The sequence below is a fragment of the Mesorhizobium sp. 43Arga genome (assembly GCF_053714255.1).
On sequence record NZ_JBSKBO010000001.1, the window covers coordinates 326,423 to 346,283 of the forward strand.

At 64.5% G+C, this 19,861-nt stretch carries 17 protein-coding genes and 1 pseudogene; 11 read left to right on the forward strand and 7 right to left on the reverse strand.

Features of this window, described 5'->3' with window-relative positions:
- Nucleotides 1-8: 8 nt before the first annotated feature.
- Entirely contained in the window at nucleotides 9-1,148 is a 1,140-nt protein-coding gene (locus ACWGS8_RS01545; protein ID WP_454579291.1) for a citrate/2-methylcitrate synthase, read from the reverse strand.
- A gap of 93 nt (nucleotides 1,149-1,241) precedes the next feature.
- Between ACWGS8_RS01545 and ACWGS8_RS01550 the strand changes: the two genes are divergently transcribed.
- Both ACWGS8_RS01550 and ACWGS8_RS01555 read left to right on the forward strand, forming a co-directional pair.
- Nucleotides 1,242-2,330: a citrate synthase/methylcitrate synthase gene (locus tag ACWGS8_RS01550; RefSeq protein WP_454579292.1), complete on the forward strand. Its 1,089-nt coding sequence runs from the start codon at nucleotides 1,242-1,244 to the stop codon at nucleotides 2,328-2,330.
- 201 nt (nucleotides 2,331-2,531) lie between these two features.
- Nucleotides 2,532-3,659: a patatin-like phospholipase family protein gene (locus tag ACWGS8_RS01555; RefSeq protein ID WP_454579293.1), complete on the forward strand. Its 1,128-nt coding sequence runs from the start codon at nucleotides 2,532-2,534 to the stop codon at nucleotides 3,657-3,659.
- 22 nt (nucleotides 3,660-3,681) lie between these two features.
- On the opposite strand, the gene ACWGS8_RS01560 is transcribed toward ACWGS8_RS01555, so the two are convergent.
- On the reverse strand, nucleotides 3,682-4,281 hold the full coding sequence (locus ACWGS8_RS01560; protein WP_454579294.1) for a TetR/AcrR family transcriptional regulator: 600 nt from the start codon (nucleotides 4,279-4,281) through the stop codon (nucleotides 3,682-3,684).
- Nucleotides 4,282-4,405: 124 nt separating this feature from the next.
- On the opposite strand from ACWGS8_RS01560, the gene ACWGS8_RS01565 reads away from it, so the two are divergent.
- From ACWGS8_RS01565 to ACWGS8_RS01590, 6 genes are all read left to right on the forward strand, one after another.
- Nucleotides 4,406-4,867: a (2Fe-2S)-binding protein gene (locus ACWGS8_RS01565; protein ID WP_454579295.1), complete on the forward strand. Its 462-nt coding sequence runs from the start codon at nucleotides 4,406-4,408 to the stop codon at nucleotides 4,865-4,867.
- Nucleotides 4,868-4,869: 2 nt separating this feature from the next.
- A complete protein-coding gene (locus tag ACWGS8_RS01570) occupies nucleotides 4,870-7,143 on the forward strand; it encodes a molybdopterin cofactor-binding domain-containing protein (protein WP_454579296.1) in 2,274 nt (757 codons plus the stop codon).
- Nucleotides 7,140-7,745 carry a hypothetical protein gene (locus ACWGS8_RS01575; protein ID WP_454579297.1) on the forward strand — a complete coding sequence of 202 codons (606 nt, stop codon included), beginning with the start codon at nucleotides 7,140-7,142 and terminating at the stop codon, nucleotides 7,743-7,745. Before ACWGS8_RS01570 ends, ACWGS8_RS01575 begins: the two co-directional genes overlap by 4 nt.
- Before the next feature lie 161 nt (nucleotides 7,746-7,906).
- Nucleotides 7,907-9,082: an efflux RND transporter periplasmic adaptor subunit gene (locus ACWGS8_RS01580; RefSeq protein ID WP_454579298.1), complete on the forward strand. Its 1,176-nt coding sequence runs from the start codon at nucleotides 7,907-7,909 to the stop codon at nucleotides 9,080-9,082.
- A 79-nt stretch (nucleotides 9,083-9,161) separates the two neighbouring features.
- Entirely contained in the window at nucleotides 9,162-12,338 is a 3,177-nt protein-coding gene (locus ACWGS8_RS01585) for an efflux RND transporter permease subunit (protein WP_454579299.1), read from the forward strand.
- Nucleotides 12,339-12,458: 120 nt separating this feature from the next.
- Nucleotides 12,459-12,617, forward strand: a complete 159-nt coding sequence (locus ACWGS8_RS01590) for a DUF3309 family protein (protein WP_454579300.1) — start codon at nucleotides 12,459-12,461, stop codon at nucleotides 12,615-12,617.
- A 56-nt stretch (nucleotides 12,618-12,673) separates the two neighbouring features.
- On the opposite strand, the gene ACWGS8_RS01595 is transcribed toward ACWGS8_RS01590, so the two are convergent.
- On the reverse strand, nucleotides 12,674-13,630 hold the full coding sequence (locus tag ACWGS8_RS01595) for an SDR family oxidoreductase (protein WP_454579301.1): 957 nt from the start codon (nucleotides 13,628-13,630) through the stop codon (nucleotides 12,674-12,676).
- A gap of 113 nt (nucleotides 13,631-13,743) precedes the next feature.
- On the opposite strand from ACWGS8_RS01595, the gene ACWGS8_RS01600 reads away from it, so the two are divergent.
- The gene (locus ACWGS8_RS01600; protein WP_454579302.1) at nucleotides 13,744-14,652 is read left to right on the forward strand and encodes a LysR family transcriptional regulator; all 909 of its coding nucleotides are present in this window, start codon (nucleotides 13,744-13,746) and stop codon (nucleotides 14,650-14,652) included.
- Here the strand turns inward: ACWGS8_RS01600 and ACWGS8_RS01605 are convergent.
- From ACWGS8_RS01605 to ACWGS8_RS01615, 3 genes and pseudogenes are all read right to left on the reverse strand, one after another.
- Nucleotides 14,616-15,774, reverse strand: a pseudogene (locus ACWGS8_RS01605) (MFS transporter). The gene ACWGS8_RS01600 and the pseudogene ACWGS8_RS01605 overlap by 37 nt on opposite strands.
- A gap of 235 nt (nucleotides 15,775-16,009) precedes the next feature.
- Entirely contained in the window at nucleotides 16,010-16,318 is a 309-nt protein-coding gene (locus ACWGS8_RS01610) for a DUF1244 domain-containing protein (protein ID WP_454579303.1), read from the reverse strand.
- Between the two features lie 11 nt (nucleotides 16,319-16,329).
- Entirely contained in the window at nucleotides 16,330-17,127 is a 798-nt protein-coding gene (locus tag ACWGS8_RS01615) for an N-formylglutamate amidohydrolase (protein WP_454579304.1), read from the reverse strand.
- Between the two features lie 270 nt (nucleotides 17,128-17,397).
- Here ACWGS8_RS01615 and ACWGS8_RS01620 point away from each other — a divergent pair, with 270 nt between their 5' ends.
- Nucleotides 17,398-17,862 carry a DUF1036 domain-containing protein gene (locus ACWGS8_RS01620; protein WP_454579305.1) on the forward strand — a complete coding sequence of 155 codons (465 nt, stop codon included), beginning with the start codon at nucleotides 17,398-17,400 and terminating at the stop codon, nucleotides 17,860-17,862.
- The gene (pyk, locus tag ACWGS8_RS01625) at nucleotides 17,859-19,295 is read left to right on the forward strand and encodes a pyruvate kinase (RefSeq protein ID WP_454579306.1); all 1,437 of its coding nucleotides are present in this window, start codon (nucleotides 17,859-17,861) and stop codon (nucleotides 19,293-19,295) included. The genes ACWGS8_RS01620 and pyk overlap by 4 nt, the downstream gene beginning before the upstream one ends.
- 97 nt (nucleotides 19,296-19,392) lie before the next feature.
- Here pyk and ACWGS8_RS01630 read toward each other — a convergent pair whose 3' ends face one another.
- Nucleotides 19,393-19,860, reverse strand: a complete 468-nt coding sequence (locus tag ACWGS8_RS01630; RefSeq protein ID WP_454579307.1) for a hypothetical protein — start codon at nucleotides 19,858-19,860, stop codon at nucleotides 19,393-19,395.
- Nucleotide 19,861: the final 1 nt, after the last annotated feature.

Below are 19,861 nucleotides of genomic sequence, written 5' to 3' on the forward strand. Positions count from 1 at the left end.
GCTCGCCGTCAGGGTAGCAGTCCCTCATAGCGGCCGCGTGGCCGGATGATGCTGCCGCTGACGATCTGCTCGACCATATGGGCGGCCCAGCCAACACTGCGCCCGAGCGCGAAGAGCTGGAACGGCGCATCGCGCGGCAAGCCAAGACCGCGCGTCACCGCAGCCAGGGCGAAGTCGATGTTCGGGCGCGCGCCGGTCATGGCAATGGCGGCCTTTTCCAACTGCTGCAGCGTCTCGTCGACAGGGATAGCTGCCGAAAGTGCGATGGCACGGGGATCCCCGTCCGGATAGAGCGGATGACCGAATGCCGGCAATGGCCGGTCATGGCCGAGCCAACGCCTGATCGCCGCATCGGCGCCATGCCGCGTCGCATCTTCAGCAAGCTGCATCACCGCCTCGCCGGCGCCACCATGGCGCGGACCGGAGAGTGTTGCCAGGCCCGCCAACAGGCACGCGGCAGGCGAGGCCCCGGTCGAGGCCGCAACGCGGGCGGCGAAGGTCGATGCGTTGAGTTCATGATCGGCAAGCAGGACAAGGGCGCGCCGGATCGCATCCGCACCCGCATCATCCACCGACCAGCCCCGCGCCAATCGCCGATGCACCGGATCCGGCCCCGCTTCGGCACCGAGGGCGCCGGCCAGCACGCCGATTGCGCGCGCGGCGTCGGCACATAACGAGGCGGCGCTGCGTCCAAGCGAAGGCCGAGACTGGCCGGCAAGCAAGGCAAGTTGGGCGAAGGCCGGGGCTCGGCCGGACTGGCGCACCGCATCCGGCAGCGGCGTTTCGAAACGGACAGGTTCAGGCAGGCCCCAAAGCACGGCGGCAGTCTCTTCCAGCGTGGCATGGTCGGCGAGCACGGCGGCGTTCCGGCCCCGATAGATGAGGTGACCGTGCCAGACGGTCGAAATTGCCGTTGCGATCGACGGCTCGCCCCAGGCAATCGCGCTTTCGGCGATGGCCGAGGGGCTGCGTCCGCGCGCCCGGCGTGTTGCCAGCGCCGCGATGTCGTCGGCGCGATACTGGCTGCGGCGCGGATCGGCCCGGTCGGGACGCATGCCGATGCGCCCGCGGCTGACATAGGCATAGAGCGTCTGCGGCCGCACCCTAAGCCTTTCCAGCGCCTCTTCCCGCGATAACCATTCCGACATTTTCGGCTCTGATATTGATTCTATTGATCAAGATTGATGCTTGGGTTGATCAGCCTTATCTCCGATCCGGAAAAGCTTCAAGGAGACAAGGCTATGGCGAATGGGCTCGATGATGTGGTGGCGGCCGAAACCGTGTTGTCCGACGTGGATGGTCTGGGCGGCCGCCTGACGATCCGTGGTCATTCGCTGGCGGAACTGGCCGGACGATGGAGCTTTCCGCAGGTCGCCCGGCTGTTGCTCGACGGTTTCTTCGACTATCTGCCTGGCGATGCCGAACTGGCGGCGCAACTGGGTGAGGCGCGTGTCGACGTGTTCGAGCGGACCCTGCCTTCACTGTCGCTGCTGGCGCCACTCGACATCTACAGCGCCATGCGCGCCGGCATGGCGCTGCTGCCGGACGGCGAGACACTGGCGGACGCGCTGCGGCTGATCGCGGCGCCCGCCGTGCTGACGCCAGCCTTGCTGCGCCTGCAGCGCGGCGAGCAGCCGGCTGCGCCGGACGGCAAGGCCGACCATGCCGCCGACATGTTGCGGATGCTCCGGGGGTCCGTCCCGTCTCCGGCATTGGCAAAGGCGCTTGACACCTATCTGGTGACCGTCTGCGACCACGGCCTCAACGCCTCGACCTTCGCCACGCGCGTCGTTGCTTCGACATTGGCCGGCCTGACCTCGTCGGTGCTGGCCGGGCTCGGCGCGCTCAAGGGGCCGCTGCACGGCGGCGCGCCCGGCCCGGTGATCGAGATACTTGACGCGATCGAGGCGTATGGCGATGCGGCCGGCTGGCTGCGCAACGAGATCGCGCAAGGCAGGCGGATCATGGGGTTCGGCCACCGCATCTACCGCGTGCGCGATCCGCGCGCCGATGTGCTGAAAGCAGTCGTGCGGCAGCTTGGCGGCGAGGGCGAGGCCGGCCTCCGGCTGGCTTTCGCCGAGGAGGTCGAAAAGACGGCGCTCGAGGTGCTGCGGATCGCCAAGCCGCAGCGCTCGCTGCAGACCAATGTCGAGTTCTACACCGCGCTGGTGCTGGAAGCGACGGGTTTCCCGCCACGGGCCTTCAGCAATGTCTTTGCCGCCGGGCGCGTTGCCGGCTGGATCGCGCATGCGCGCGAGCAGCAGACGACCGGACGGCTGATCCGTCCGCAGTCGCGCTATGTCGGCCCAGTGCCGGATCTGGTTGCCTAGGCATCCCTGACCCATAGACACGGCCTCTCCGCTTCAAGCGGGGGCTTTTCTCTCATGACCGAAATTTCATGTGATCACGCGACCGTGTTCGTGTTCTTGCCTTGGTCCGTCCTTATATGCTGCACTGCAACATACGCCGCCAATAGCTGGTTCCTTCCGTGACGTTGGGGCAGGCGGGCGCATCAGGACGACAGGAACGCCATGACGAAGAACGGCAAGGCGGAGGAAAACAAGAAGATCAACATCGCGCTTCAGGGCGGCGGCTCGCATGGCGCCTTTTCCTGGGGCGTGCTCGACCGGCTGCTGGAGGACGGCAGGCTTGAGATATCGGCGGTTTCCGGCACCAGCGCCGGCGCTATGAACGCCGTGGCGCTGGCCGATGGATTTGTGCGTGGCGGGGTCGACGGCGCGCGGCAAAAACTCGACGATTTCTGGCGCGCGGTGGCGGCAAAAGGCCGGTTCAGCCCGGTGCAGCGCATGCCGTGGGATGTCGCCTGGGGCAACTGGTCGATCGAGAACACGCCGGGCTACGTCTTCTTCGACACGATGTCGCGGGTGTTCTCGCCCTATGTCGCCAACCCGCTGGGCCTCAACCCGCTTCGCGACGTGGTCGCGCAGCAGATCGACTTCAGCAATGTGCGCGCCTGCAAGTCGATGGAGTTGTTCATCTCCGCCACCAATGTCGAGACCGGGCAGTTGCGGGTGTTTTCCGATGGCGAGATCGACCTCGACACGGTGATGGCCTCGGCTTGCCTGCCGCAACTGTTCCGCGCCGTTGAGATCAAGGGCGTGCCCTATTGGGACGGCGGCTATGGCGGCAACCCTGCGCTGTTTCCGTTCTTCAAGACGGCGGCGACGGAGGACGTGCTGTTGGTGCAGATCAATCCGGTGGTGCGCGAAGGCACGCCCAGGAGCGCCAACGAAATCCAGAACCGCATCGACGAGATCACCTTCAACGCCGGGCTGTTGAACGAATTCCGTTCGATCGCCTTCGTCAAGGAACTGATCGCCGCCGGTCGGCTGCCGCATGGCGAATACCGCGACATCCGCATGCACCGCATCGACGCCGACGAGGCGTTCAAGGATTTGTCGGCGTCATCGAAGGTCAATGCCGAATGGGCCTTCCTGACCTATCTGCGCGACCTCGGCCGTACCGCCGCCAGCGACTGGCTGGAGGAGAATTACGAGGCCGTCGGCAAGCGGCCGACGCTCGATCTCTCCGGCGAACTCGATGACGGCTACAAACCGCTGCGCGGTCCCGCGCCCGGCCGGCGGGTCAAGGAATTCCTCGCGGCGCGCAAGAACCCCGAAGCGAAGCGGAGCGCCTGACCGGAACCCCGACAGCTCGGCTTCATCCGGCTTTTAGCGCCAGGTCGATCACCTTGATCAGGGCGGCGGCCGCCTGCCGCTGTCCCTCGGGATCGCTGATCCGCGCCTTCATGCCTTCCAGCCCGTCGAGAAGCATGTCGGCAAGCAGTTGCGTCGACAGGCCCCTGGCCGCCAGATCGACGCCGCTCCTGGCCGCTTCGCCATGGATTGCGGCGGCGATAAGTTCGACGAGAGCACCGCGCCAGCCGCCGACCAGATCGCCGAGGCTCGATTTCATGTCCAGCAATTCGGCGCCATGAGGCGAGGCAACGATGGCGCTCATCATCGATATGAAAGCCTCGTCGATGGCTCGCATCATGCGCTCGGTGAAAGCACCATCGCCGGCCAGAGCTATTTTTGCCGCCGCGACCGAGCGCGACAGCACCATCATGGCGATGGCGCGGAAAATGTCGGTCTTGTTCTTGAACTGAAGATAAAGCGCCGGACGCGACATGTCGGCGGCGCGGGCGATGTCGTCCATGGTGGTGCGGGAGAAGCCATAGGCCAAAAACACCTTCATTGCGCCATCCAGGATTCGGAGGCGTTTGGGGTCGGTGGCGGCGATGTCTTCGTTCTGATTCATGGGGCGACATTATCCTGCAAAATCTCAATTGACAAAATTACGGAATTTGTCAATCTGTTTGATAGCGAAGCGACCCAAGGGGGCTCTTCGCCTTCGGGCAGTGGACGACAACAAGGGGTATCCCATGCGCCTCACCGTCGACGGGCAGTCATTCGACATCGAAGCCGATCCGGACATGCCGCTGCTGTGGGCGCTGCGCGATCTCATCGGCAAGACCGGACCGAAGTTCGGCTGCGGCATTGCCGCATGCGGCGCCTGCACCGTGCATGTCGATGGTCAGCCGGTGCGCTCCTGCTCGCTTCCGGTCGGAGAGGTCAGCGGCGCTGTCACCACCATCGAAGGCATCGGCACGGCGGACAGGCTGCATCCTGTGCAGCAGGCATGGCTGGAGGAACAAGTCGCGCAATGCGGCTACTGCCAGGCCGGCCAGATCATGAGCGCGGTGGCGCTGCTCGACGAGGTCGCCGACCCGAGCGACGCCGATATCGACAACGCCATGGGCGGCAATCTCTGCCGCTGCGGCACCTATCCGAAGATCCGCTCGGCCATCAGGAAGGCTGCAGCGCTCAAGACGGCGGGGCTCTGACAATGGCCAGTGTCGGAAAGATCGCCCGCCGCACGTTCCTGATCGGCGCGGCCGCTGTCGCGGGCGGCGTTGCCGTCGGCTACTACTATTATCGCAAACCGTTCCCGAACCCGCTCGAGACCGATCTCGGCAAGGGCGAGGCGACCTTCAATCCCTATGTGAAGATCGGCGCCGACGACACCGTCACCATCGTCGCGCCGCGCGCCGAAATGGGGCAAGGCATCTCGACGACCCTCGCCGTCATGGTCGCCGAAGAACTCGATGTCGGTCTCGACCAGATCAAGGTCGAGCACGGCCCGGCCTCCTACGCCTACTACAACGCGGCGATTCTCGAAGAGGGCGGTCCGTTCGCCTTCTTCGACGAGGGCATGATCGCGCAGGCGGTGCGCTCAGGTCTCGGAGTGGTCGGCAAGCTCCTTGCTCTCCAGGTCACCGGCGGCTCGGCTTCGGCGCGCGACGGTTTCGACAAAATGCGCCAGGCGGGCGCCGCAGCCCGGCATCTGCTGATCGCGGCGGCGGCGCAGAAACTCGGCGTTGCCGCCGCCGATCTGGAAACGGCCAATGGCTCGATTCTCCACAAGGCGTCCGGCACGTCGCTGACCTATGGCGCGGTTGCGGCGGCTGCCGCGGCAACCGCGCCTCCGGCCGAAGTCAGGCTCAAGGACAGGGCCGACTGGAAACTGCTGGGAAAGCCGCAGAAGCGCATCGACATGCTGGCCAAGGTCACCGGGGCGCCGATCTTCGGCATTGATGTCAGGCTGCCGGATATGCTCTACGGCACGGTGAAGATGAGCCCGCGCTTCTGGGCCAAGCCAGTCAAGGCAGATCTCGCCAAAGCCGAGAAAATACCCGGTGTGATCAAGATCGTGCCGCTCGAGACGAATTACGGCCACGGCTTCGGCATCATCGCGCAAAATACCTGGGCAGCCTTCAAGGCGGCCGATGCCATCGACGCCCAGTGGGCGGATCCCGAATATCCGCTCGGCAGCGCTGCCATATCAGGCGTGCTGAAACAGGCGCTCGGCACCAAGGGTTCGGCAATGCGCGACAATGGCGATGTCGATACCGCCTTCGCCGACGCGCCGCGCGAAAGGGTGGTCGAGGCGGACTATGCGGTGCCCTATCTGGCGCATGCGACGATGGAGCCGATGAATGCCACGGCGCGGTTCAAGGATGGTGCCCTCGACATCTGGTGCGGCAACCAGGCGCCGACCCTGGTGCGCCAGCTTTGCGCCAATGCGGTCGGCGTCGGCCAGGACAAGGTCACTGTTCACACCACGTTCATGGGCGGCGGTTTTGGCCGCCGTACCGAGATGGACTTCTCGCTTTGCGCCGCGTTGATGGCGAAAGAGACAGGCGGGCGCCCAATCAAGGTGACCTGGACGCGCGAAGAGGACATGCGTCACGACGCCTACCGGCCGGCCGCGGTCGGCAAGTTCCAGGCGCGGCTTGGCGAGGACGGCATGCCGGTCGCCGTCGACATGAAGATCGCCTCGCCGTCAGTGATCGCCAGCACCTTGCGCCGGCTGTTTCCCTCGATACCGCCGGTCGGTCCCGACAAGTCCATTGTCGATGGGGCCTATGACCAGCCCTACACCATTGCGAACTATCGGGTGAGCGGTGTCGCGGCGCCGGTCTCGATTCCCGTCGGCTTCTGGCGCTCGGTCGGCAGTTCCATCAACGGCTTCTTCCATGAAGGGTTCATGGACGAGATCGCCACCGCCGGCAAAATTGATCCGGTCGAGATGCGCAAGAGATTGATGGCCGCCTATCCCCCGGCAGTGAAGGTGGTGGAGAAAGTCGCGGCGATGGCGAAATGGGGCGAGGCGCTGCCTGCCGGCAAGGCCAAGGGCATGGCCTTCACGCTGTCTTTCGGAAGCTGGGTCGGCGAGATCATTCAGGTGGCGGACACGCCGGCCGGCATCCGCATCGAGAAGGTATGGATCGCCGCCGATGTCGGCACAGCACTCGATCCGGGCATCGTCGAGGCACAGCTGATTTCCGCCGCCATCTTTGGTCTGTCGGCCGCAATGGGACAGCAGATCACCTTCGCCGACGGCGTGGTCGAGCAGTCGAACTTCCACGATTTCGACGCCATGCGGATCTTCCAGTGCCCGGTCTTCGAAGTCGCCATCCTGGAGAATTTCCACAAGATGGGCGGCGTCGGCGAGGTTGGCACGCCGCCGGCGGCACCGGCGCTGGCCAATGCCATCTTCGCGCTTACCGGCAAGCGCATCCGCACGCTGCCGCTGTCGACAAAGGTGGCCTTCGCATGAAGAAGCTTCTCATCATGCTGACGCCTGCTGCCACCTTGTTTACGGCGGCGCCTTCCGCAACCGCGCAGGAGAGCCAGACATCGCCGAGCCCGACGGTCGACATGGCCAAGGGCCTGTCCGAATGGGACAAGGTCTATGCGGTGTTCTCACATCCGCGTTGCGCCGATTGTCATGTCGCGGACGACCGGCCGCGCTGGTCGGGTGCGCATTATGGCGCCACACGCGTGCACGCCTTCAACGTCCAGCGCGGCACCGACGGATCGGGCTTCGGCAATCCGGGCCTGCACTGCACAACCTGCCATTTCTCCAGCAATTCCAATGCATTGCACGGGCCGCCCGGTGCCGAGGGCTGGCATCTGGCGCCGGCCGGGATGGCCTGGTTCGGTAAATCCTCGGCCGAAATCTGCGCGCAGATCAAGGATCCGGCGCGCAATGGCGACCGCACATTGGCTGATGTCGCGCTGCATGTCCGCGACGGCAAACTTGTCGCCTGGGGCTGGGCACCGGGCTCGGATCGTGAGCCGGCTCCGGGCTCGGCCGAAGCGACCTATCAAGCGATCGAAAACTGGATGGCGGTTGGTTCACCTTGCCCGATGCCGTAATGGTCTTGCAACTTTAAGGCTATATTGCAGTGCAACTTTGATGTAGAAACGCGCTCGCCTATCACGGCAATTTGAACACGGTCAGGCGCGCACCCATATCGGCGACGCGCCCGCGTCATGAAGGCGCGGTGCTGACCGAACCCGCAACGGAAAAAACGACGATGCCTAAAATCAGGTTTCACAAGCTTGCAGCCATTGTTGTGCTCATAGGTTTCGCGGCGTGGATGGCGACAGGCGAGTTCTCTTCGGTCGGCAGCGTAGCGGCCAACAAGGCCAAGGCGGCCGAAGTCGAGCAGGGCAAGGCGCCGGACGCGAGCAAGCCGAAGACGGCGGAAGCCGAACCGAAGGCGCAGCTGCGCACCGTGGCCGTGGTAACGCCGCCACGCAAGACCTATGCGCGCGCCATCCGCATTTCTGGCCTGACCGAGGCTGACAAGCGCGCGGTTCTGGCGACCCGCGTCGCCGGCGTCATCGACAAGCTGCCGGTCAAGCAAGGCGATCACGTCAAGACCGGCGACCTGGTGCTGATGCTCGCGGCGGAAGAAAAGATCTCGATGGTCGACAACGCCAAGCAACTTGTGGCGCAGCGCAAGGCCGAGCTCGATGCCGCGGAGCGGCTCGCCCGGACCGGCAATCTGCCCAAGCTGCAGCTCGACACCGCCCGCTCCAATCTGACCCAGGCGCAATCCCAGTTGGATACAGCGCAGGCCGAACTCGACCGTAACGAGGTCAAGGCGCCGTTCGACGGCGTCATCGACCGGGTGCCCGTGGAACTTGGCAGCTCGGTCATGCAGGGCGGCGAGGTGGCGACCATCCTCAAGCTCGATCCGGTGATCGCCCGCGGCGAGATCAGCGAGCGCGACCTCGGCTATCTCAAGATCGGCGACAAGGCCGGCGTCCGGCTGGTCAACGGCCAGACCGTCGAAGGCACCGTGCGCTATATCAGCCGCGACGCGTCGTCGGCGACCCGCACCTTCCGCGTCGAGGTCGCCATCCCCAATGCCGACGGCTCGGTGCCGGCCGGCATGACGGCGGAAATCCAGCTCAGCGCACTGCCGACCGATGCGGTCCTGCTGCCGCGCTCGGTGGTGACGCTGGGCGACAAGGGTGATCTGGGCATCCGCGCCGTCGGCAAGGACAACAAGGTTGCATTCTTCCCGATCGACCTGGTCGACGACACGCCGACCGGCCTTGTGCTTGGCGGCATCCCGGACGATGCGCGCATCATCGTTGCCGGCCAGGAATTGGTGAAGGAAGGCGATGAGGTCAAGCCAGTCGAGGCCGACCAGGCGACCATCAACAAGCTGATCGGCGAAGCCACCGCCGGGACGCAGTAGCGCAGCGAGGCCGGCGCCGGGCTGTGCCCGGCGACGTCAGTCCGTTCGCCACTCCCGAAAGCAACAGCAGGCATAAGTCATGGATATCGTCAGACTCGCAATCAACAATGCCCGCCTGACCATCTCGGTTCTGGTCTTCCTGCTGATTGCAGGCTGGGTCGCCTATCAGTCGACGCCGAAGGAAGCGGAACCCGACGTTCCGATTCCGATGATGTATGTCAGCCTGATCTATCAAGGCATTTCGCCGGAGGATTCCGAGCGACTTCTGCTGCGGCCGATGGAAAGCAAGCTGAAAAGCCTGAAGGGCCTCAAGGAAATGCGCTCGGCCGCCTTCCAGGGCGGCGGCTATGTGCTGGTCGAATTCCAGCCGCAGACCAATCTGGCGACGGCACTGCAGGATACGCGCTCCAAGGTGCAGGACGGCAAGGCCGACCTGCCGCAGGCGGCCGAGGAGCCTGTCGTCAGCGAGGTCAACATTTCCGAATTCCCTGTGCTCGTCGTCACATTGTCGGGCGAATTGCCCGAACGCGTGCTGGCCGCCGCGGCGCGCGAACTGCGCGACCGCATCGAGGAAGTGCCCGGCGTTCTGGAAGGCTCTCTGCAGGGCTCCCGCGACGATCTCGTCGAGGTCGTCATCGATCCGATGAAACTGTCTTCCTACGGGCTGCAGCTCGACCAGCTGATCGGCGCCGTCGGCGCTTCCAACAGCCTGGTCGCCGCCGGCAATATCGAGGGCTCGCAAGGCAAATACGCGGTCAAGGTGCCGTCGCTGATCGAGACGCCGGAGGATGTCGCGGCGCTGCCGGTGGTTGCCGGCCCCAACGCCGTGGTGCAGGCCAAGGACATCGCGACGATCCGCTCGACCTTCGCCGACGCCACCACAATTACGCGCCTCAACGGCAAGCCGGCCATCGCCATCGAGGTCAAGAAGCGCATCGGCGCCAATCTGATCGACACGCTCACCAAGGTGCAGGCGGTGTCTGACGCCTTCGTCAAGACCATGCCCGAGGGGATGCACGTCACCTACACGCAGGACAAGTCGGTCTTCGTCAACCAGCTGCTTGGCGACCTGCAGAACCATGTGATGATCGCCGTCATCCTGGTGTTCATCGTCATCCTCTACGCGCTGTCCGGCCGTGCGTCGCTGCTCATCGGCCTCGCCATCCCGTCGTCCTTCCTGATCGGCATCCTGCTGTTGGCGATGATGGGCTACACGATCAACATGATCGTGCTGTTCAGCCTTATCCTGGCGGTCGGCATGCTGGTCGACGACGCCATCATCGTCACCGAATTCGCCGAACGGCGGATGAGCGAGGGCATGCCGAAGCAAGAAGCCTTCGCGCTTGCTGCCAAGCGGATGGCCGGTCCGGTCATCGCGGCGACGATGACGCGTATCGCCGCCTTCTCGCCGCTGCTGTTCTGGCCCGGTATCATCGGCGACTTCATGAAGTACATGCCGATCACGCTGATCGTCACGCTGTCGGCCTCGATGCTTTATGCGCTGGTCTTCGCGCCGACGCTTGGTGCGATCTTCGCCAAGGCGCCTCAGCATCATGAGGATGGCAATCGCGACGGCTGGTACATGGCTGTCGTCAAGCAGGCGGTGCGCTTCCCCATCACCGTGATGGTGCTGACCGTCATGTTGCTGGCGGGCATCTTCGTTGGCTATTCGAAATACGGTGCCGGCGTCGAGTTCTTCCCGAGCGTGGAGCCCGACTACGGCCTGCTCTATGTGCATGCCCGCGGCAACCTTTCGCTGGCCGAAATGGACACGGCGACAAAGATCGCCGAAAACCGGCTGCTCGGCTGGCCAGGCCTGAAGTCGGTCTACACTCGCGTCGGCAAGTCGCAGGGCGGCGGCCAGGATGTGCCCGAGGATGTCGTCGGCGTCATCCAGTACGAATTCATCGACTGGCGCGAGCGCAAATCGGCGAACCAGATCCTGAACGACCTCCGCAGCGTCATGGCCGGCATTCCCGGCGTCGATGTCGAGGTCCGCGTGCCGGAAGCCGGCCCGCCGACCGGCAAGCCGATCCAGATCAGGCTTTCAGCCATCGATCCCAAGGGATTGGACGACAAGGCGCGTGCGGTGGCGGCGCGCATCGCCAAGGTGCCCGGCGTCATCGACATTTCCGACGGCTTGCCGCCGCCCGGCGTCGACTGGGCACTCGAGGTCGACCGCGCCAAGGCTGCCCAGTACGGCATCAGCCCGACCTCGGTCGGGACGGTGGTGCAGCTCGTCACCAACGGCCTGAAGCTGTCGGAATACCGGCCTGCCGGCGCCGACAAGGCGGTCGACATCCGGCTGCGCTTGCCGGAGGACCGGCGCACGCTGTCGACACTCGACGAGCTCAGGGTGCAGACCTCGCAAGGATCGGTGCCGATCTCGAACTTCGTCGTCCGCAAGGCCAAGCCGAGCGTCGGCATCCTCAACCGCATCGACGGCGCCCGCACCGTGGTGGTGCAGGCCAACGTCACCGCCGGCACCCAGGTCGCCGCCGTGCAGCAGGAGGTCACCCAGGCCGTCGCCGACATGAATCTCGGCAGCGGCATACGCTGGAAACTGGCCGGCTCCAACGAGGACAGCGCCGAAGCCAGCGCCTTCCTCAGCAAGGCCTTCGGGGCGGCGATCTTCCTGATCTTCCTGGTGCTGCTCGCGCAGTTCAACAAGTTCACCAGTGTCTGGCTGGTGCTGTCCTGCGTCGTCATGGCGACGATCGGTGTATTCCTGGGACTGCTGATAACAGGCGAGACGTTCGGCATCGTCATGTCGGGCATCGGGGTCATCGCGCTGGCCGGCGTGGTGGTGAACAACAACATCGTGCTGATCGACACTTATGACCGGTTGCGCGAAGAAGGCTGGGACAAGATGGATGCGGTGCTGCAGACCTGCCGTGAGCGTGCCCGGCCGGTGGTGCTGACGGCGGTGTCAGCCATCCTCGGCGTGCTGCCGATCGCCTTCGGCCTCGGGCTGGAAATCTTCCATCACGAGACGACGATCAACGCGCCGTCGACGCAATGGTGGATTTCGCTGTCCTCGGCGATCGTCTTCGGCCTGTCCTTCGCCACGGTGTTGACGCTGGTGGTGACGCCGTCGATGCTGATGGTGTTCACCCGCGCCAAGGTCAAGCCCGGCGCGCGGCGCGGCCTGATCAGCCGGCTGTTCCGGCGCGGCAAGGGCGAGATCTCGACGGAGACGCCGACGGTGGACGCCGGCGCGGAACCCGCGATTGCCTTTCCAAAAGCCGCCGAATAGGCGGGCGTCCCAATCTGAACGGCAAAGGCCGCCCGGAACAACCGGGCGGCCTTTTGCATTGTTCCCCCAGCGTCGTGCGAAAGCATCGTCCTTGGGCAAACTCAATGCGGGGAATTTCTCATGCCGATCAGCACCCTTGTCATCGTCGTCCTGATCCTTGTCCTGATCGGCGCGGTGCCGACCTGGCCGCATTCACGCTCCTGGGGTTATGGACCCTCGGGCATTATCGGTGTGGTGCTGGTGGTGGTCCTGGTGTTGCTGCTGATGGGGCGGCTCTGAGCCGCCTTTCCGGCTCAATGTGGGTGGAGGGGGCGGGCATGGCCTGACGGCTTAACTCAGGCAGCCTTCATGCCCTTCACAGTAGCGATGCCGATGTCCTCGAGGGCTTGGGCGACAGCCTGATCCAGCGGCGTGTGCGGGATTTCGCCGATGATGCCTTCCAGCCGTGTCGAGGCCAGTTGGTGCGGCTCGAAGCGCAGATAGGACATCGACACGATCTCGCGCCACATCGCGACGAACGGGCTGCCGGCGCGCAGCACCCACCAGGGCATCGAGGTCATCTTGAGCGGCCGGCCAAGCGCCTTCTCGGCTGCGGCCTTGATCTCGAGATCGGTGACGGCATGGCCTGGAAAGTTCAGCGCCTCATAGAAGCCGAGCCTGTCGAGATTCCTGGCCAGTGCGACGAAGCCCACGGCGAAGTCCGGCAGGTAGGCCCATTCATGCACCAGATCGACCGGACCTGGCGCGGTGTAGACGCCCTTGCTCATCTTGGCGGCGACGACCAGGTCGAACCAGGAGCCGCTGCCGGTGCCGCCAAAGAAGTCGCCGGCGCGCAGCAGAATGGTGCGGACGCGGCCGGCATCGGCCTCGCGGCGAAACAACTCCTCCATGGCGCAGCGGATGCGGCCCTTCTCGGTGGTCGGATGGAACGGCGTGTCTTCCGTGATCACCGCCGGCATCGGCGAGCCGTAATTGTAGACGGTGCCGGGGAATAGATGCAGCGCGTTGTTGGCATGGCAGGCGGCCATGACGTTTTCGGCCATCGGCAGGCATTTGCCCCAGTCGGTGTAGATCGGGTTGAGGCCGTTGAAGATGATGTCGACGCCCTCGGTGGCGTGGATCAGCGATTGACGGTCCAGCGCATCGCCGGCAACCGCCGTGGCGCCTGCGAGCTCGGCCGGCACCTTGCCGGTGCGGGTGACGGTGCGGACGTCGAAACCGGCGTCGATGAAGGCCCTGGCAACCACGCGGCCGAGCCGGCCATTGGCGCCGAGAATTGCGATCTTGTTCATTGAATTCTCCTGGTTGGTGGTTGCAGTCCGTATTGGTGTTTGCAGCGCGAATATGATTGCCTCACCGATGAATTGAAATTGACCATGAATGCAGTTTTGATATTCATTATTGAATGGAAAACATCGACTGGAACCTGATCAAGAGCTTCGTCACGGTCGCGGAAACCGGCAGCCTGTCGGCTGCGGCGCGAAAACTGTCGGCCAGTCAGCCGACGCTTGGCCGCCATATCGGCGAGTTGGAGCAGGCGCTCGGTGTGACGCTGTTCAGGCGAGGGCGGAGCGGCTACGCGCTGACGGAAGCCGGCGCCACGCTGTTCGAACGCGGCAAGGCGGTCAGCGAGCAGGCGAGTGCCTTTTCACGCCTGGCGCTGGGTTCGGTCGAGGCAATCGAGGGCACGGTGCGCATCGCCGCCAGCGAAGTGGTGGCGGCCTATGTGCTGCCCGACATGACCGCACGGCTCGGCATCGAGGAACCCGGCATCGAGGTGGAGATCGTTGCCTCGAACCAGGTCGAGAACCTGCTGCGCCGGGACGCCGACATAGCCATCCGCATGGTCAAGCCGGCGCAGAACGAACTGGTGGCACGCAAGGTCTGCGACATCCCACTCTGCGCCTGCGCTGCCATTTCCTATCTTGACCGGCGCGGCCGCCCGCTCGGGCCGGCCGACCTCGTCGACCACCCCTTGATCGGCTTCGATCGCAGCGACGAGATGATCCGGGGCTTTACGCAATTCGGCCTCCCGGTCACCCGGAGCAGTTTCCGCTTCAGGGCCGACAATCAGGTCGTCCTGTGGGAAGCGGTTCGGGCGGGAAATGGCATCGGCCTTGGCCAGGAGCCGCTGGCCGATCGCGACCCGCTGGTGGAGAAGGTGCTGCCCGGCCTGCCGTTGCCAAGCCTGCCGGTGTGGCTGGCGATGCATCGCGATGTGCGCAGCAGCGTGCGCATCCGCCGCGTGGCGGATTTTCTCCACGAGGAACTGAAGCGCTATTCGGCGGGCACGGGGGCGAATTCGGCGCGGTGAGCGAGGCCCGCCATCAGCAGAACGACGATCAGCAGCATCGACATGGCGATGAAGATCGGCCCGAAGCTGGAATGCTCGGCGACGAAGCCGATCGCCGACGGCGCCACCAGGATGCCGGAATAGCCCATGGTGGTAACGACGCTCATGCCGGTGCCCGATGACATGCCTTCCTGGTTGCCACCCGCCGAGAAGATGATCGGCACCATATTGGCGATGCCGAAGCCACACAGGGCAAAAGCCGCGATGGCGAGCCAGGGCGAAGGCGACAGGCCGGCGACCAGCATGCCGGCGGCGGCGACGACAGCCGAGCCGCGCAGCGTCGTCACCGCGCCAAAACGGTTGCGCACGCCGTCGCCGAAGAAGCGCATGATCGCCATGACGCCGGAAAAGGCGGACGGCAAGGTCGGCGCCGAGTTCTTGTCGCAGATACAGCGCCGCCCAATCGAGCACCGCGCCCTCGGAGATCATTGTCAGCAGGGCCATCAGGCCGATCAGGTAGACCAGCGGGTTTGCCGGCAACGTGAATTTATGATGCTCGGCAGCCTGTGGTCTGTCCTCAGCGACGAGATAGCCGACCGCCATCGCGATCGTCGCGAAGGCAAGCACGGTCACGACCGCGGCATGGGCGAGGTGGCCATAGTGCTGGATGGCAAAGCCGCCCAGGCCGCCGCCGGCGAAACCGCCAAGGCTCCAGAAGCCGTGCGAGGACGACATGATGGCGCGGGACATCTTTCGCTCCACCACCACCGCATTGGCGTTCATGGCGACATCCATGCCGCCGATCGAGCCGCCGAAAATGAACATGGCGATTGCCGCCAGCGGCACGTTGGGCGCCAGCGCCACGACCAGAAGGCCGAGGCTGCCGCACAGGCCGAACCAGCGCAGCACGGTGCGCGAGCCATGTTTCGAGATCAGTTGGCCACACCAGGTCATGGCGGTGACCGCACCAGCGCCGAACAAAAGGATCAGCAGGCCGAGGGTGAATTTCGAGATGTCGAGCCGGGTCAGGAACACCGGGATCTGCGGCGCCCAACTGCCGGTCAGGAAGCCATTGGCGAGGAAAATGGCCGCCACGGCCCATCGCCCGCGAATGGCAGTCTGCATGGCGTTTTGCGCATCCATGGCTCGAATCCAGTCAAGAAATGGCTTTGCGCGGCAAATTAGATCGATTCAATTTTCAGTCAAGCACCTCGTACGGGAAGTACTTGGACCAAGATGTGCGGGGTGGACCTGTGGGGGTGAAGCCTACTTCGGAGATTAGCCGAAGCGCTCCTCTTGTCGTCATCCTCGGGTCTGCGCGTCCGCTTCGCTCCCGCTCCGCCCGTGGATGATGAAGCCGCAGGCCACCTAAGGCCGCTCAATGGTCCTCCGGCCGCCTAGCCTCGAATTCCGCCTTCTTGGCGTCCGACGCTTCCGTCTGGTTGAGCGCCTGCCACTCGGCATAGGGCATGCCGTAGACGATCTCGCGCGACTGATCCTTGGAGAGATCGACGCCCTCGGCATTGGCCGCCTCGCGATACCAGTTCGACAGGCAGTTGCGGCAGAAGCCGGCGAGGTTCATCAGATCGATGTTCTGGACGTCGCTGCGTTCCCGGAGGTGCTCGACCAGCCGGCGAAAGGCGGCGGCTTCGAAATCGCGCTTCTGCTCGTCGCTGAGTTTGGTCATCGAAACCTCTGTCATAGCGGCCCGGTGCGCGAGCCGAATATTTTTACCGCATGTATATCGGGACGGCGGTCTATCGCGTCAACGATCGGCGCCAGGCGCTCGGCCCAGGCAAGCGCGCCTTTCTGGTCCGCTATCAGGTCCTGGCGGATCTCGATCAGCGCGTGGGCATAGCCGTTGACGATGGCGTGCCTGAACATGGTGTCGCCGCGCAGCGCGCCGTCATAGGGCTCGTTGTCGCCGACGATGAGGGTCTTGTCCTGCGCCAGCATATCGATCAGCGGTCGCGCCACCCGGTCGTCAATATCCCACAGGATGCCGACATGCCACGGGCGCTGCCTGCCTTGCATCACCGGCGTGAAAGAATGCACGGAGAAGATGAAAGGCGCCCGGCCGGAAGCCTGCGCGACCGAGGCGATCACGGCGCCGACGGCGTCATGGTAGGGCCGGTAGAAGCGGTCGAGCCGCCTTTCGCGCTCTTCCGGCGCGATGGGATAATTTCCCGGCACCACCGTGCCGTCATAGAGCTGGCGGATCAGCGTCGGATCGTCCTCGCCGCGATTGGGATCGATCAACAGCCGCGAGAAATTGGCGATGACCGCCGGCACGTCAAGCAAGCCGGCGAGCTCGCGCGTTACGGCTTCGACGCCGATGTCGTAGGCGATGTGCCGGTCGAATTCAGCTGCGGGCAGACCGAGGCTGCCATAGTCGTCGGGCAGGTCGCGACGGCCATGATCGGCCAGAAGCACGATGCCCCGCTTGCGGTCGCCCTCGACGATGTCGAAAGGCGCGAAAACTGTGGATCGGGTCATTGGCGGGAAATGGTCTGTTCGCTGGCTTCCGGGGAGGGTGCTATCGTCATTCCACGAAGACGACGCGTGCGCAATGCCGTTGTTTGGCCAAGGTTTCTCGGGAAATCTGGCAAAGGGCGACGGTTAGTGCGCCGGGAGCCTTCCTAAATCGATTGGAATTGGTCAAAACGGCGCGTTGACATGCGCCCGGACTTTTCCGAAAAGGGGCGCAGAGAGATGCTGATGTGGTTCTTGAGGGGTTTTCGGATGGGTTCCGCCGGCAGGCAGCGCATGCGCTCTGCCTTTGCCATGCCGTTCCTGACCGTGGCCGTTGGCCTGTCGGCGATGGTCATGACCTCGCCGGCGCGCGCCGATTTCCGCGTCTGCAACGCCACGCAGAACCTGGTCGGCGTCGGCATCGGCTATCGTGCCAAGGCCGGCTGGATCACCGAAGGCTGGTGGCACATCGAAGGATCGAGCTGCAAGACGTTGATCGAAGGGCCGCTGTCATCAAGGTTTTACTATCTTTATGCAGAAGACGCCGAGCGCGGTGGACGCTGGGACGGCCCGATCAACATGTGCGTGGCTGAAAAAGAGTTCAAGATCGCCGGCGTAAACGACTGCGTCGCCCGGGGCTTCCAGCGCGCCGGATTCCAGGAATATGACACGGGCGAACAGGCAAGCTGGATGGTCCAGCTGACCGATGAACCCGCAACGGGAGGCGCACCAGCCGCCCCGGGAACAAATAGTCAATGAGACGCAGCCGCAAGGTCAAGATCCTAGCCACAATCGGTCCGGCATCCTCCTCCGAGGAGATGCTGAAGAAATTGTTCGAAGCGGGCGCCGATGTGTTCCGCATCAATATGAGCCATACCGACCACGAACTGATGCGCACGCTGGTTGGCCGCATCCGCGCCGTCGAGGAAAAGGTGGGCCGGCCGATCGGCATCCTCGCCGACCTGCAAGGCCCCAAGCTGCGCGTCGGCAAGTTCGCCAACGGCAAGGAAGTGCTGACGCCAGGCCAGACCTTCACGCTCGATGACAATCCCGAGCCCGGCACGTCGACGAGGGTCTATCTGCCGCATCCGGAGATCCTGAGCTCGGTCGAGCCCGGTCACCGTCTTTTGATCGACGACGGCAAGCTCGAGCTGAAGGCGGTGAAGAGCGACGGCAAGTCGATCGTCTGCACGGTCGTCGCCGGCACCACGATTTCCGACAAGAAGGGCGTCAGCCTGCCCGATACCGACCTGCCGGTTGGCGCGCTGACCGAAAAGGACCGCAAGGACCTAGACGCGGTGCTCGCCACGGGCGTCGACTGGATCGCGCTGTCCTTCGTGCAGCGTCCCGAGGATCTCGCCGAAGCGCGCAAGATCGCGCGCGGCCGCGCGCTGATCATGGCCAAGATCGAAAAGCCGCAGGCCGTCGCCCGGCTGGCCGAGATCATCGAACTGTCCGACGCGCTGATGGTCGCCCGTGGCGATCTCGGCGTCGAAATGCCCCTGGAAGCCGTTCCCGGCATCCAGAAGCAGATCACGCGCGCCGCGCGCCGCGCCGGCAAGCCGGTGGTGGTCGCCACGCAGATGCTGGAATCGATGATCACCGCACCGGTGCCGACCCGCGCCGAAGTCTCCGACGTCTCGATTGCCGTGTTCGAAGGCGCCGACGCCATCATGCTGTCGGCGGAATCGGCGGCGGGTGCCTATCCCGTCGAAGCCGTGGCGATGATGGACCGCATCGCGACCAAGGTCGAAACCGACCCGACCTATGCCGGCATCATCAACGCCCAACGCTCCGAGCCGGAAGCGACCGGCGCCGACGCTATTTCGCTCGCCGCCCGCGAGATCGCCGAGACGCTGAAACTGTCGGCGATCATCACCTACACGGCGTCAGGCACCACCGGGCTGCGCGCCGCGCGCGAACGGCCCCAGGTGCCGATCATCGCGCTGTCGCCGATCCTCAACACGGCCCGGCGGCTGTCGCTTCTGTGGGGTACGCACTGCGTCGTCTCGCCCGATGCCACCGATCTCGACGACATGGTCAACCGCGCCTGCCGCATCGCGCTGGAAGAAGAGTTCGGCAAGCCGGGCGACCGCGTCATCATCACGGCCGGTGTGCCGCTGAGGACGCCCGGCTCGACCAACATGTTGCGCATCGCCTATGTCGGGTCGGAAAAGCAGGGCAGCCGGTAAGCAGCTGATTTCGTGACTGAAGCAGCGTGTCGCGCGGTTTCGTGCGGCTCGCCGTGGCTGGAATACAAAGGCGCGGGGCAATGATCCCAGCCTTTGTCTAACTTCTGGCCATCGCGATCCCGAGCGCTCTTGCCGCGGCTTTCGCGTGGTCGATGCGCTGGAGGAACCGGCGCGCACGGAGAACCGCGTCATACAGATACTGATCCGGGCCCAGCATCTTTCGCCGGTTCAATTCGGTCGTGTCGAGCAGATCGAAATCGACCGTCTCGATCGTGCAGTGCCAACCGGCACTGTGGGAGGCCCAGCCCTTTCGATGGTGCTCCAGCAGGCGCTCTCGGTTGGAATAACCGTGGTAGTCGAAAGCGATGATGCCGTTCGTCACATAGATATGGTTTCCCGAAAAGCCCTCGGCCGGGATGATCCGCTCCGCATAAAATCCTGCAAGTGGGGGATACTCGAGGAAAGTGCCTGCAAGAATGTGGCATGCGCCGTAGCCGAAGAAAATGCGATCCGGCAGCGCCCATCGCCTTTCCGGGTTTTTCTTGATGCCGTTGAGGACATACATG

Bases quoted from the DNA above. Each gene is read 5' to 3' on its own strand.
- ACWGS8_RS01590 (WP_454579300.1), top strand. From the start codon at position 12,459: ATGCCGATCAGCACCCTTGTCATCGTCGTCCTGATCCTTGTCCTGATC.
- ACWGS8_RS01545 (WP_454579291.1), bottom strand. From the start codon at position 1,148: ATGTCGGAATGGTTATCGCGGGAAGAGGCGCTGGAAAGGCTTAGGGTG.
- ACWGS8_RS01620 (WP_454579305.1), top strand. From the start codon at position 17,398: ATGCGCTCTGCCTTTGCCATGCCGTTCCTGACCGTGGCCGTTGGCCTG.
- ACWGS8_RS01570 (WP_454579296.1), top strand. From the start codon at position 4,870: ATGGCCAGTGTCGGAAAGATCGCCCGCCGCACGTTCCTGATCGGCGCG.
- ACWGS8_RS01580 (WP_454579298.1), top strand. From the start codon at position 7,907: ATGCCTAAAATCAGGTTTCACAAGCTTGCAGCCATTGTTGTGCTCATA.
- ACWGS8_RS01610 (WP_454579303.1), bottom strand. From the start codon at position 16,318: ATGACCAAACTCAGCGACGAGCAGAAGCGCGATTTCGAAGCCGCCGCC.
- ACWGS8_RS01630 (WP_454579307.1), bottom strand. From the start codon at position 19,860: ATGTATGTCCTCAACGGCATCAAGAAAAACCCGGAAAGGCGATGGGCG.
- ACWGS8_RS01565 (WP_454579295.1), top strand. From the start codon at position 4,406: ATGCGCCTCACCGTCGACGGGCAGTCATTCGACATCGAAGCCGATCCG.
- ACWGS8_RS01560 (WP_454579294.1), bottom strand. From the start codon at position 4,281: ATGAATCAGAACGAAGACATCGCCGCCACCGACCCCAAACGCCTCCGA.
- ACWGS8_RS01550 (WP_454579292.1), top strand. From the start codon at position 1,242: ATGGCGAATGGGCTCGATGATGTGGTGGCGGCCGAAACCGTGTTGTCC.
- ACWGS8_RS01555 (WP_454579293.1), top strand. From the start codon at position 2,532: ATGACGAAGAACGGCAAGGCGGAGGAAAACAAGAAGATCAACATCGCG.
- ACWGS8_RS01600 (WP_454579302.1), top strand. From the start codon at position 13,744: ATGGAAAACATCGACTGGAACCTGATCAAGAGCTTCGTCACGGTCGCG.
- ACWGS8_RS01585 (WP_454579299.1), top strand. From the start codon at position 9,162: ATGGATATCGTCAGACTCGCAATCAACAATGCCCGCCTGACCATCTCG.
- ACWGS8_RS01575 (WP_454579297.1), top strand. From the start codon at position 7,140: ATGAAGAAGCTTCTCATCATGCTGACGCCTGCTGCCACCTTGTTTACG.
- pyk (WP_454579306.1), top strand. From the start codon at position 17,859: ATGAGACGCAGCCGCAAGGTCAAGATCCTAGCCACAATCGGTCCGGCA.
- ACWGS8_RS01615 (WP_454579304.1), bottom strand. From the start codon at position 17,127: ATGACCCGATCCACAGTTTTCGCGCCTTTCGACATCGTCGAGGGCGAC.
- ACWGS8_RS01595 (WP_454579301.1), bottom strand. From the start codon at position 13,630: ATGAACAAGATCGCAATTCTCGGCGCCAATGGCCGGCTCGGCCGCGTG.